Consider the following 11,697-nt stretch of genomic DNA (forward strand, 5'->3'; position numbering starts at 1 on the left):
ATTATGGATGTTCGGCCAGGAACTGTCGAATCAGCGGCGCCAGGATGTCGACGACCTGGTCGGCTTCGGCGCGCGACAGGACCAGCGGCGGCAGCAGGCGGACGACGCGGTCGCGGGTGACGTTGATCAGGAGGCCCGCTTCCAGGGCGCGCAGCGCCAGCACGCCACAGGGACGGGTCAGCTCGATGCCCAGCATCAGGCCGCGCCCGCGCACCTCGGCCACGCCGGGCAGGCCGGCCAGTTCCTGCGCCAGCCGCGCCTTCAGGTGGCCGCCGACGGCATGGGCGTTGTCCAGCAGGTGTTCCGATTCCAGCGCGTCCAGCACCGCCAGGCCGGCCGCGCAGACCAGCGGGCCGCCGCCGAAGGTGGTGCCATGGCTGCCGGGGGTGAAGACGCCCGCCGCGGGGCCGGCGGCCAGCATCGCGCCGATCGGCACGCCGCCGGCCAGGCCCTTGGCCAGGGTCATGACGTCCGGCACGATGTCGGCCCACTGGTGGGCGAACCATTTGCCGGTGCGGCCGATGCCCGACTGGACTTCGTCGATCATCAGCAGCCAGCCGCGCTCGGTGCATAGCTGCCGCACGTCGCGCAGGAAAGCGGCGTCAGAGGGACGGATGCCGCCTTCGCCCTGCAGCGCTTCCAGCAGCACGGCGGCGACGCGCGGCTCGGCGTCGCCGGCCGCACGGATCGCGGCGGCGTCGTTGTACGGCACCTGGATGAAGCCCGAGGGCAGGGGCTCGAAGCCCTTGCGCGCCTTGTCGCTGCCGGTGGCCGCCAGCGTCGCCAGGGTGCGCCCGTGCCAGGACGAATCCATGGTGATGATGTGGGCGTGGGTGTTGCCGCGCTGGTAGGCGTAGTAGCGCGCCAGCTTGATGGCGGCCTCGTTGGCCTCGGAGCCGCTGTTGTTGAAGACCACGTCGCGCATGCCGGACAGCCGCGCCAGGCGCGCGGCCAGCTCAGTCTGCTGCGGGACTTCGTAGATGTTGGAGGTGTGGATGACGCGCGCGGCCTGCTCGCTGATGGCCGCGACCAGCCGGGGATGGGCGTGGCCCAGACAGGAGACGCCGATGCCCGCCAGCGCGTCCAGGTACTTGCGGCCCTGCGCGTCCCACAGCCAGGCGCCCTGGCCGTGCGTGAACGCGACCGGCAACCGGGCGTAGATATTGGCCAGAGGCGAGGTCATCACGGGTCCTCCTGGGCATTTTTCCCTGGGCGAAGCGCCTTTCGGGACAGGGCAAAGGATCAATCATATACAATTCGCGGCGCGGGGCGCATGTTTGATCACGCCGAAGATCCGGCTCAGTGAAGGGCGTCCCGTAGTGAAGAATCCATGGCAACTCGCGTCAGACAATTCGTAATTCATGGCGTTACCGAAAGCGGTAGCCGATTTCGCCCCAGCGACTGGGCGGAGCGGCTCGCCGGCGTAATGGCACAGTTCCGGCCCGCCGGCTGTGCGGGTAACCACCTCACCTATTCGCCCTACGTGCTCCCCGTCGTGATCGACGGCGTGCGCGGCATCGTGGTCGACCTGCGCTTGCGCGATCTCGAACCGCTGGCGTACAAGTTCGTGGTGGATTTCGCCCGCGACAACCACCTCAAGACGGAAGAACGCGAAATCTAGGCCAGCCGAAACCACAAAGCGCCCGAACCGGGCGCTTTTCCATTTCAGGCTTGCCACTCCAGGCCACGCCCCATTCGCCGGGGGCGGGCCGTCTCCTACCCGCGCGCCGCGCCAGCCCGCGCGCCGCCGCGGGGATCGCCCGCTACGTGCCGTAGCGGTCGAGGATCTTGCGGATGTCGCGCACGCCCGCGCCGTCCGGACTGAGCAGCGCGCGCGCCGTGACCGACTCCAGGTGATGCCCCAGCAGATGCAGCACGTGCTTTTCGTCGCGCGCGCGCAGGCCGGCGACGATCTCGCGGTGCTCGCTGACCGCGCATTCGCTCGAATGCGGCCGGCCGTAAAGCGCCAGGATCAATGAGCAGCGCGACACGATCTCATTGACGTAGCGGGCGTAGACCGCGTTGCCCGACAGTTCCGCCATCAGGATGTGGAATTCGCCCGACAGGCGGATCGATTCGTTGACGCTGTTGCGCGAGCGCGCGGCCTCTTCCTGCGCCACATGCTGTTCCAGCCGCGCCAGCCCGGCCTCGGTGACGTGCTGCACCAGCCGGCGCGCGACGTCGCGTTCGAGGCAGCGGCGCGCCTCGAAGATGTCGTGCGCTTCTTCCAGGCTGGGGCGCGCCACCGCCGCGCCGCGATTGGGGCGCAGGTCGACCAGGCCTTCGCTGAACAGGCGCGTCAGCACGCCGCGCACGATCGTGCGGCTGACGCCGAAGCGCTCGCCGATGACGTCTTCGGGCAATTTGTCGCCCGGCAGCAAGGCCTGCTCGATGATCGCTTGCCGCAAGTTTTTGTATACGATTTCCGTGCGGTTCACGTCTTTCCGTGCGGGCTCTGGCACCGCGGGAATGGGGGGGGCGTCATCTGGGTCTGATCTCCGATGCCTGCGCGTTCCGGTGGCGGGAATCTGCCGGCAAACCGCGCCGGTGCGCACTTTTCTAGGTGTGAAACAGCATACACCATCGGCCGCTAAGGGTTAGCGATAGCTTGAAGCGTCGGACCAACGGCGTACATTGTCGGCATAAATCGTATACAAACATTTATACAAAATTCAGGAAGCTGTGGGTTTTGCATGAACGGCTTTGTATACAAACCATCAGGGGTTTGATTCATGTCCGCAGCACCCGCCGTCCTTCCCGACCGCCTGGCCGTCACGCCCAGCCGCTTGCTGGTGATCAATGGCAACACCACCGCCGACCTTACCGCCAGCCTGGCCGGGCAGGCGCGCGCCTTTTTCGGCGACGCGGCCCGGGTGCATGCCGTGACGGTGCCGTTCGGGCCCGCCTATATCGCCAGCCGGGCGCAGGCCGCGGTGTCGGCCCACGCCGTCTGCGAAACCGCCGAGCGCGAGGCCGCCCTGGCCGAGGCCGCCGGCGAGCCGTTCGACGCCTGTCTGCTGGCCTGTTTCGGCGAGCCCGGCATCGGCGCGGTGCGCGAGCGCCTGCGCATGCCGGTGGCCGGCATGGCCGAGGCCGCCATCCTGACCGCCCTGCAGCGCGGCGACCGCTACGCCATCGTGACGGTGGGCCGGCTGTGGCCGGGCATGCTGCGCGAGCAGATCCGCCAGCTCGGGCTGGAGTCACGCTGCGCCGGCCTGCTGGCGCTGCCGGGCAACGCGCTCGACTACGTCACGCGCTCGCCCGCGACCATTGCCGCCGTCGGTCAGGCGCTGGACGACGCGGTGGCCCTGGGCGCCGACGTCGTGATCGTGGCCGGCGCCGCGCTGGCGGGTTTCCTGCCCAGCCTGCCGCGCCTGCCCGCCGTACCCGTGATCGATTCCTACCGCGCCGCGCTGTCGCAAGTGCAGGCGCTGGCCACGCTCGAGCGCGCCCAGCGCCAGGCGGCGGGCCGCTGACCGACATTGCCGCCCGCCGCCACGCCGGCGGGCGCCGCCGTATTCCCGATGTATCCCATACCCAACCGCTAGGGAGAATGCTCATCATGAAGACGTTGCTGAAGTGGACCGCCGGGGCCGTGATCGCGCTATCGGCCATCACCGGGGCATCCGCCGCCAACACCCTGAAGTGGGGCGCCGCCCGCGACCTCGATTCGCTCGATCCGTATTCCTACGGCAGCACCTTCAACCTGGCGTTCCTGAACCACGTGTACGAAGCGCTGATCCGCTACGACGACAAGTTCAACATCACGCCGGCGCTGGCCGAGTCGTGGGAGTCGCCGTCGCCGACGGTGCTGCGCTTCCACCTGCGCCGCGGCGTCAAGTTCCACAACGGCGCGCCATTCTCGGCCGACGACGTGGTGGCGTCCATGACCCGTGTGTCCGACGACGCCTCGCCGCTCAAGGGCAACCTGCCGGCCTTCAAGGCGGTGCGCAAGGTCGATGACTACACGGTCGACATCGAGATGACGCATCCGTATCCGCTGATGCTCAACGACCTGACCAACATCTTCATCTTCAACCGCCAGTGGCTGGTAGACAACAACAGCCTGAAGCCGACCGACGCGGCCAAGAAGATCGAAGGCTACGCCACCCACAACGCCAACGGCACCGGCCCGTTCAAGGTCGAGTCGTACCGGCCCGACACGCGCACCGTGCTGGTGGTGAACCCGGACTGGTGGGACAAGCCGCGCCACAATCTGGACCGCATCGAGTTCACGCCGATCGCCTCGGCGCCGACGCGAGTGGCGGCGCTGCTGTCGGGCGACATCAACTTCACCGAGAACGCGCCGCTGCAGGACCTGGACCGCCTGCGCGCCGCGCCCAACGTCAAGGTGCTGGCCGCGACCGAGCTGCGCACGCTGTATTTCGGCTTCAACCTGGGCGACAAGCTGGTCGGCTCCAACATCACCGACAAGAACCCGCTCAAGGATCTGCGCGTGCGCCAGGCGCTGTACATGGCGCTGTCGCCCGAGCTGCTGCAAAAGCGCGTGATGCGCGGCCTGTCGCGCACCACCGGCGCGCTGGTGGCGCCGTCGATCCCGGGCTATGACGCCAGGCAGGAGGAACGCCTGCCGTTCGACGCCGCCCGCGCCAAGAAGCTGCTGGCCGAAGCCGGCTATCCGGACGGGTTCACGTTGTCGCTGCTGTGCTCGAACGACATGTTCGTCAACGAAGAGGAACTGTGCCAGGCCGCCGCCTCGATGTGGGCGCGCATCGGCGTGAAGGCCTCGCTGGCCAGCGGCCCGCGTTCGCTGCAGAACCCCAAGCGTTCGCGCGGCGAGTTCGACATCACCATCCACGGCTGGGCCAATGAGCCGCAGATCGACGCGCTGTCGATCCTGCTGCAGGTGATGCACAGCCGCACCGGCCCGGCCGGGGTCTTCAACTGGGGGCGGTGGGGCGATCCGGCGCTGGATGCGCGCATCGACGCCGCCGCCGCCGAGATGGACCGGCCCAAGCGCGTGCAGATGATGACCGACATCCTGCAGACCCTGCACGACGACGTGCGCTTCCTGCCGCTGCACCAGCAGCCCATGGCCTGGGCGGTGGGCGCCAACGTCGGCGACGTGCTGCAGATGCCGGACAACAAGGCGCGGCTGTGGACGGTGCGCATGAAGTGAGGCCCCGCCGGCCGCCCACGCGGCCGGACGCGGGATGCTTGAGGCTGACAGGAGGCGCACATGCTGGCGTTCATAGTTAGGCGGGTCTGCAATGCGGTCGGCGTGATGCTGGCGGTGGCATTGCTGGCTTTCGTGATTTTCCGTTTCGTCGGCGATCCGGTCGACATGATGCTCAACGAGCAGGCCTCGCAGACGCAGCGCGACGAGCTGCGCGAGCGGCTGGGCCTGAATGCCTCGGTCGGCATGCAGTTCGTGCACTTCGTCGCCAACGCGGCGCGCGGCGAGTTCGGCATTTCGTACCGCAACCAGCAGGATGTGTTCGCGCTGGTGGCCGAGCGCTTCCCGGCGACGTTCGAGCTGGTGATGATGGCGACGCTGCTGTCCTTGGTGATCGGGGTGCCGCTGGGCGTGCTGACCGCCATCTACCGCAAGTCGCGCCTGGCGCAGGCGCTGCAGTTCGTCTCGATCCTGGGGATTTCGCTGCCCAGCTTCGTGGTCGGCATCATGCTGATCCTGGTGTTTTCGGTGCAGCTGGGCTGGCTGCCGGGCTTCGGCCGCGGCGACACGGTGCGCATCGGCGGCTGGACCACCGGCCTGCTGACGCCGTCGGGCCGGGCCGCGCTGGTGCTGCCGTCGATCACGCTGGCGCTGTTCCAGATCACGCTGATCATGCGGCTGGTGCGGGCCGAGATGCTGGAGATGCTGCGCACCGAGTTCATCAAGTTCGCGCGGGCCCGCGGCCTGCCGGACCGGGTGGTGCATTTCCGGCTGGCGCTGCGCAATTGCCTGATGCCGGTCATCACCGTGACCGGCATGCAGATCGGCAACCTGATCGCCTTCGCGCTCATCACGGAAACCGTGTTCCAGTGGCCCGGCATGGGCCTGCTGTTCATCCAATCGGTCATGTTCGTGGACATTCCCGTCATGGCCGCCTATCTGGTGATCGTGTCCTTCATCTTCGTGGCGCTGAACACGCTGGTGGACATGATGTACGGCGTGGTCGATCCGCGCCTGCGCAGCCAGCACGTCAAGGGAGGCGCCAATGCTCACTAAACCGATGTCGAACGCGGGCCGTGGCCGGCTGGCGCGCTTCTTCCAGGGCGACCTGTGGTGGAGCCTGCGGCAGGATCCGGTGGCGATGGGGGCGGGCGTGGTGTTGATCGCCGTGGTGCTGCTGGCGCTGTTCGCGCCGTGGATCGCGCCGCAGAACCCCTACGACCTGGCGCAGCTGGACCTGCTCAACGCCGAGCTGCCGCCGCGCTGGATCGCGGGCGGCGAGGCCCAGTTCCTGCTGGGCACCGACACCCAGGGGCGTGATGTCTGGTCGGCGATCCTGTACGGTTCGCGCATGTCGCTGGTGATCGGGCTGGCCACGGTGGTGCTGTCGCTGGCGATCGGACTGATGGCGGGGCTGGCGGCCGGCTATTTCGGCGGCTGGATCGACAACGCGCTGATGCGCCTGGGCGACACGCTGCTGAGCATTCCCACCATCCTGGTGGCGATCCTGGTGACGGCGGTGTTCCGGCAGCTGCTGCCGCCGGGCCTGCGCGAGACGCTGTCGTCGGTGATCCTGATCTTGGCGATCTCGATGACCAACTGGGTGCAGTACGCCCGCACCGTGCGCGCCTCGGCGCTGGTCGAGCGCGGCAAGGAATACGTGCAGTCGGCCCGGCTGATCCGGGTCAGCCCGCTGCGCATCATGCTGACGCATATCCTGCCGAACACGCTGACGCCCGTGATGGTGACCGCCACCCTGAACCTGGGCCTGGCGATCCTGATCGAGGCCACCCTGAGCTTCCTGGGCGTGGGCATGCCGCCGACCGAACCGTCGCTGGGCACCCTGATCCGGCTGGGCAACCAGTTCCTGTTTTCCGGGCAATGGTGGGTGGTGGTGTTTCCCGCCGTGTACCTGAGCCTGGTCGTGCTGGTGGTGAACCTGCTGGGCGACTGGCTGCGCGACGCCCTCAACCCCCGCCTGCGCTGAGCGCGGCAAGAACGGACACAAGAGAACCATGGACAACGCAACCCTGTATACCCATGTCCGCCCGGCGGGCGGCGCATCTACCTCGGTGCTGGTGCGCAACGGCCGCTTCGAGGCCGTCGATGGCGCGGTGCCGGACAGCGTGCCGCGCGTCGATGGCGGCGGCGCGCTGCTGCTGCCCGGTCTGATCGACGCCCATGCCCACCTGGACAAGACCATGTATGGCATGCCCTGGTACCGCAACGAGGTGGGCCCGCGCCTGATCGACAAGATCGAGAACGAACGCGTCGAGAAGCGCCGCCTGGGCATCGACCCGTACCGCCAGTCGGCGCGCCAGATCGTGATGTCGGTGGCCGACGGCACCAGCCATATCCGCAGCCACGTCGACGTCGATACCGACATCGGGGTCGCCGCGATCGAGGGCGTGATGCGCGCCCGCGACCAATACCGCGACCAGATCGACGTGCAGATCGTGGCGTTTCCGCAGAGCGGGCTGCTGATCCGCCCGGGCACGCTGGAGCTGATGGAGCAGGCCCTGCGCCTGGGCGCCGACGTGGTCGGCGGGCTGGATCCGGCCGGCATGGACCGCGACCCCAAGGGCCACCTGGACGCGATCTTCGCGCTGGCCGACAAGCACGGCAAGCCGATCGACATCCACCTGCACGAGGCGGGCGAGCTGGGCGCGTTCTCGATGCAGATGACCATCGACCGGGTGCTGGCGCTGGGCATGCAGGGCAAGGTGACGCTGTCGCATTCGTTCTGCCTGGGCATGCCCGATGCGCAGGCGGTGCAGGGACTGGTGGACGGGCTGCTGGAGGCGGGCGTGCACATCATGACCACGGGCTCGGCCTCGCGCCCGGTGCCCAACGTGGCGCGGCTGCACGCGGCCGGGGTCATCGTCTGTACCGGCAATGACGGCATGCGCGACACCTGGGGCCCCTATGGCAAGCCCGACATGCTGGAACGCACCATGCTGGTGGGCCTGCGCAACAACTTCCGCCGCGACGACGAACTGGCGCTGGCGCTGCATGTGGCCACCTATGGCAATGCGCGCGTCATGGACCTGGCGGACTACGGCCTGGCGCCGGGCTGCCACGCCGACTTCGTGCTGGTCGACGCGGAAACGGTGGCCGAAGCCATCGTCTCGCGGCCGGTGCGCAAGCTGGTCGTCAAGCGCGGCCAGGTGGTGGCGCGCGATGGCCGCGCGCTGGCAGAGGCGCCGTGATGGCCGCCCGCGACGACGCCACGCTGCTGACCGCGCGCTGGGTGGTCGGCCACGAAAACGGCCGGCACTGCCTCTACGAGAACGGCGAGGTGGTGTTCCAGGGCGACCGCATCGTCTACGTCGGCCCTCGCTATCCCGGCGCGGTGGCGCGGCGCCACGACTACGGCCGCGCCCTGATCGGCCCGGGCTTCGTCGACCTGGACGCGCTGTCGGACCTGGACACGACCATCCTGGGTTTCGACAACTCGCCGGCCTGGCGCAAGGGCCGCATCTGGCCCGACACGTACATGCAGCGCGGCCCGTACGAGATGTATACGCCGGACGAACTGGCGTTCCAGAAGCGCTACGCCTTCGCCCAGCTGATCCGCAACGGCATCACCACCGCGCTGCCGATCGCCTCGCTGTTCTATCGCGTGTGGGGCGAGACCCGCGATGAATTCCTGTCGGCGGCGCGCACCGCCGGCGAACTGGGGCTGCGCGTCTACCTGGGGCCGGCCTATCGCAGCGGCCACACCTATGTGGACGGGGCGGGGCGCATCCGCTGCCACTACGACGCGGCGCGCGGCATGGCCGGGCTGGAGCAGGCGGTGGCGTTCGCCGACGAGCTCGAGGGCCTGTACGACGGCCGGGTGCGCGCCATGCTGTCGCCGGACCGCATCGAGACCTGCACGCCCGAGCTGCTGCGCGCCTCGGCCGCCGCGGCGCGCGAACGCGCCATCCCGATCCGCCTGCATTGCTGCCAGTCGCGCCTGGAATACGACCTGGTGCGGGAACAGCACGGCATGAGTCCGCCCGAATGGCTGCGCAGCCTGGGCTTCCTGTCCGAGCGCGCGCTGCTGCCGCACGGCACCTATGTGTCCGGCTCGCGCCAGATCGAGCGGCCGGGGCAGGACCTGGAGATCATCCGCGACGGCGGCGCCACCGTGGTGCACTGTCCGCTGGTGTCGGCGCGCCACGGCGCCACGCTGGAATCGTTCGCCCGCTACCGCAAGCTGGGCGTGAAGATCGGCATGGGCACCGATACCTGGCCGCCGGACATGGTGCTGAACATGCAGGTCGGCCTGATGCTGTGCCGGGTGATGGACCAGTCCACCGAGGCGGTGCGCTCGGAGGACTACTACGACGCCGCCACGCTGGGCGGGGCCGACGCGCTGGGCCGCGCCGACCTGGGACGGCTGGCGCCGGGCGCCAAGGCCGACATCGTGGTGTTCGATTTTTCCCACGACCGCAACGGCCAGCTGATCGATCCGATCCAGACGCTGATGGTCGGCGGCAGCGGCCGCGATGTGTCGCAGGTGGTGATCGACGGCCGCTTCGTCATGGTCGACGGCCGCATTGCCGGCTTCGACGCCCGGCTGGCGCAGGACCAGGCGCAAGCGCAGTTCGACCGGCTGGTGGCGCGCTATCCCGACCGCACCTGGGGCCATCCGCCGGTCGACGAGATCTTTTCCTCCAGTTATCCGCGATTCCCGGGGAGCCCGTCATGACGACCGTTCCGAATCCCGCCGCGCCCACCCTGTCGGTGCGCGGCCTGTCGGTGGAATTTCCCACCCGCCACGGCATCCTGGTGGCCACGCGCGACATCAGTTTCGACATCCAGCCGGGCGAGATCCTGGGCATGGTGGGCGAGTCCGGCGCCGGCAAGTCGCTGACCGGCATGGCCGTGATCGGCCTGCTGGAACCGCCGGGCCGCCTGGGCGGCGGCGAGATCCACCTGGCTGGCCGCCGCATCGACAACCTGTCGGCCCGCGCGCGCCAGCAACTGCGCGGCAAGGAGATCGGCGCGATCTTCCAGGATCCGCTGACCAGCCTGCACCCGCTGTTCACCGTGGGCGACCAACTGGTCGAGACCATCCGCCACCACGACAAGGTGTCGTCCGCCGCGGCCCGCCAGCGCGCGCTCGAACTGCTGCTGGCGGTCGGCATTCCGGCGGCGGACCGCCGCATCGACCACTATCCGCACCAGTTTTCTGGCGGCATGCGCCAGCGGGTGGTGATCGCGCTGGCGCTGGCGGCGCGGCCGCGGCTGATCATCGCCGACGAGCCGACCACCGCGCTGGACGTGTCGGTGCAGGCGCAGATCACCGCGCTGCTGCGCCGGCTGTGCCGCGAGCAGGGCACCTCGGTGCTGCTGGTGACGCACGACATGGGCGTGATCGCCGAGACCGCCGACCGCGTGGCGGTGATGTACGCCGGCCGCATCGTCGAGATCGGCCCGGTGCTGGAGGTGCTGCGGCGCCCCGGCCATCCGTATACGCAGGGCCTGATGAACGCGATTCCCGGCCTGCGCCAGCGCGCCGCGCGCCTGAACCAGATCGACGGCGCCATGCCGCGCCTGCACGCGATGCCGGACGGCTGCGCCTTCCATCCCCGCTGCGCCATGGCCGGTCCGCGCTGCGGCATGGACCGCCCGGCGCTGGCGTCCACCCCGTCGGGCGCGACCCTCAGCGCCTGCTGGCTGCACCAAGGAGGCGTTGCCCATGCCGCATGACGATGACATCCTGTTGCGGGCCGATGACCTGGCCTGCTGGTTCGACGTTTCGCCGCCCTGGCTCGAACGCACCCTGTCGCGCCAGCCGGCGCAGACGCTCAAGGCGGTCGACGGCGTGTCGCTGGCGGTGCCGCGCGGCACCACGCTGAGCATCGTCGGCGAGTCCGGCTGCGGCAAGTCGACGCTGGCCAAGCTGCTGGTGGGCCTGGTGGCGCCGACCCGCGGCACGCTGCGCTATGGCCGCAGCCGCACGGGCGGCGCGCTGCATCCGCAGATGATCTTCCAGGACCCGTACGCCAGCCTGAATCCGCGCTGGCGGGTGGGCGCGATCGTGGCCGAGCCCATCATCACGCTGGGCCTGCGCGCCACGCCGGCCGAGACGCGGCGCCGGGTTGAGGATCTGCTGACGTTGGTGGGCCTGTCGCCGAACGACGCGTCGCGCTATCCGCACGAGTTCTCGGGCGGCCAGCGCCAACGCATTTCGATCGCGCGGGCGCTGGCGACGGAGGCCGAGTTCCTGGTGTGCGACGAGCCGACCTCGGCGCTGGACGTGTCGGTGCAGGCGCAGATCCTGAACCTGATGGGCGATCTGCAGAAGGAGTTCGGGCTGACGTATGTGTTCATCAGCCACAATCTGTCGGTGGTGCGCCACGTGTCGGACCGGGTGGCAGTGATGTACCTGGGCCGGATCGTGGAGCAGGCGCCGGCGGACGAGCTGTTCGATGCGCCGGAACATCCGTATACGCGGATGCTGCTGGACACGATTCCAGACCTGGACGCTCCCAGGCGAGACCGCGAGCCGATGGGCGGCGAGGTGCCGAACCCGATTCAACCGCCGGGCGGATGCACGTTTCATCCGA

Annotated in this window: 11 protein-coding genes; 9 read left to right on the forward strand and 2 right to left on the reverse strand. The window is 69.1% G+C overall.

The genetic code is table 11. The features are described 5' to 3' along the window. Position 1 precedes the first annotated feature (1 nt). A complete protein-coding gene (locus AOZ49_RS01610; protein ID WP_054474034.1) occupies positions 2 to 1,183 on the reverse strand; it encodes an aspartate aminotransferase family protein in 1,182 nt (393 codons plus the stop codon). A gap of 147 nt (positions 1,184 to 1,330) precedes the next feature. On the opposite strand from AOZ49_RS01610, the gene AOZ49_RS01615 reads away from it, so the two are divergent. Continuing rightward, on the forward strand, positions 1,331 to 1,621 hold the full coding sequence (locus tag AOZ49_RS01615) for a DUF3579 domain-containing protein (protein ID WP_035360135.1): 291 nt from the start codon (positions 1,331 to 1,333) through the stop codon (positions 1,619 to 1,621). A gap of 142 nt (positions 1,622 to 1,763) precedes the next feature. Here the strand turns inward: AOZ49_RS01615 and AOZ49_RS01620 are convergent, their stop codons facing one another. Beyond that, a complete protein-coding gene (locus tag AOZ49_RS01620) occupies positions 1,764 to 2,462 on the reverse strand; it encodes a GntR family transcriptional regulator (protein ID WP_255353672.1) in 699 nt (232 codons plus the stop codon). Positions 2,463 to 2,732: 270 nt separating this feature from the next. Between AOZ49_RS01620 and AOZ49_RS01625 the strand changes: the two genes are divergently transcribed. From AOZ49_RS01625 to AOZ49_RS01660, 8 genes are all read left to right on the forward strand, one after another. Continuing rightward, positions 2,733 to 3,476 (forward strand): aspartate/glutamate racemase family protein, encoded by a 744-nt coding sequence (locus AOZ49_RS01625; protein ID WP_054474036.1) that lies wholly within the window; start codon positions 2,733 to 2,735, stop codon positions 3,474 to 3,476. 86 nt (positions 3,477 to 3,562) lie between these two features. After that, positions 3,563 to 5,140, forward strand: coding sequence for an ABC transporter substrate-binding protein (locus tag AOZ49_RS01630; RefSeq protein ID WP_054474084.1), 1,578 nt, complete (start codon positions 3,563 to 3,565; stop codon positions 5,138 to 5,140). A gap of 60 nt (positions 5,141 to 5,200) precedes the next feature. After that, a complete protein-coding gene (locus tag AOZ49_RS01635; RefSeq protein ID WP_054474040.1) occupies positions 5,201 to 6,193 on the forward strand; it encodes an ABC transporter permease in 993 nt (330 codons plus the stop codon). After that, positions 6,183 to 7,124 carry an ABC transporter permease gene (locus AOZ49_RS01640; protein WP_054474044.1) on the forward strand — a complete coding sequence of 314 codons (942 nt, stop codon included), beginning with the start codon at positions 6,183 to 6,185 and terminating at the stop codon, positions 7,122 to 7,124. Before AOZ49_RS01635 ends, AOZ49_RS01640 begins: the two co-directional genes overlap by 11 nt. A 28-nt stretch (positions 7,125 to 7,152) precedes the next feature. Then, positions 7,153 to 8,346, forward strand: a complete 1,194-nt coding sequence (locus AOZ49_RS01645; RefSeq protein WP_054434350.1) for an amidohydrolase family protein — start codon at positions 7,153 to 7,155, stop codon at positions 8,344 to 8,346. After that, complete coding sequence (locus AOZ49_RS01650; protein ID WP_054474051.1) at positions 8,346 to 9,833, forward strand: amidohydrolase family protein; 1,488 nt, start codon at positions 8,346 to 8,348, stop codon at positions 9,831 to 9,833. The genes AOZ49_RS01645 and AOZ49_RS01650 overlap by 1 nt, the downstream gene beginning before the upstream one ends. After that, on the forward strand, positions 9,830 to 10,837 hold the full coding sequence (locus tag AOZ49_RS01655) for an ABC transporter ATP-binding protein (RefSeq protein ID WP_054474056.1): 1,008 nt from the start codon (positions 9,830 to 9,832) through the stop codon (positions 10,835 to 10,837). The genes AOZ49_RS01650 and AOZ49_RS01655 overlap by 4 nt, the downstream gene beginning before the upstream one ends. Continuing rightward, positions 10,827 to 11,697 (forward strand): ABC transporter ATP-binding protein (locus AOZ49_RS01660; RefSeq protein WP_054474058.1); only part of this gene is annotated, 871 nt, incomplete at its 3' end. The genes AOZ49_RS01655 and AOZ49_RS01660, both read left to right, overlap by 11 nt.

The sequence above is a fragment of the Achromobacter sp. 2789STDY5608615 genome (assembly GCF_001298995.1).
GTDB classification, from domain to species: domain Bacteria; phylum Pseudomonadota; class Gammaproteobacteria; order Burkholderiales; family Burkholderiaceae_B; genus Achromobacter; species Achromobacter insuavis.

Excerpts from the sequence above, each read along its gene's own strand:
- AOZ49_RS01610 (WP_054474034.1), bottom strand. The coding sequence starts at position 1,183 with ATGACCTCGCCTCTGGCCAATATCTACGCCCGGTTGCCGGTCGCGTTC.
- AOZ49_RS01615 (WP_035360135.1), top strand. The coding sequence starts at position 1,331 with ATGGCAACTCGCGTCAGACAATTCGTAATTCATGGCGTTACCGAAAGC.
- AOZ49_RS01625 (WP_054474036.1), top strand. The coding sequence starts at position 2,733 with ATGTCCGCAGCACCCGCCGTCCTTCCCGACCGCCTGGCCGTCACGCCC.
- AOZ49_RS01630 (WP_054474084.1), top strand. The coding sequence starts at position 3,563 with ATGAAGACGTTGCTGAAGTGGACCGCCGGGGCCGTGATCGCGCTATCG.
- AOZ49_RS01635 (WP_054474040.1), top strand. The coding sequence starts at position 5,201 with ATGCTGGCGTTCATAGTTAGGCGGGTCTGCAATGCGGTCGGCGTGATG.
- AOZ49_RS01640 (WP_054474044.1), top strand. The coding sequence starts at position 6,183 with ATGCTCACTAAACCGATGTCGAACGCGGGCCGTGGCCGGCTGGCGCGC.
- AOZ49_RS01645 (WP_054434350.1), top strand. The coding sequence starts at position 7,153 with ATGGACAACGCAACCCTGTATACCCATGTCCGCCCGGCGGGCGGCGCA.
- AOZ49_RS01650 (WP_054474051.1), top strand. The coding sequence starts at position 8,346 with ATGGCCGCCCGCGACGACGCCACGCTGCTGACCGCGCGCTGGGTGGTC.
- AOZ49_RS01655 (WP_054474056.1), top strand. The coding sequence starts at position 9,830 with ATGACGACCGTTCCGAATCCCGCCGCGCCCACCCTGTCGGTGCGCGGC.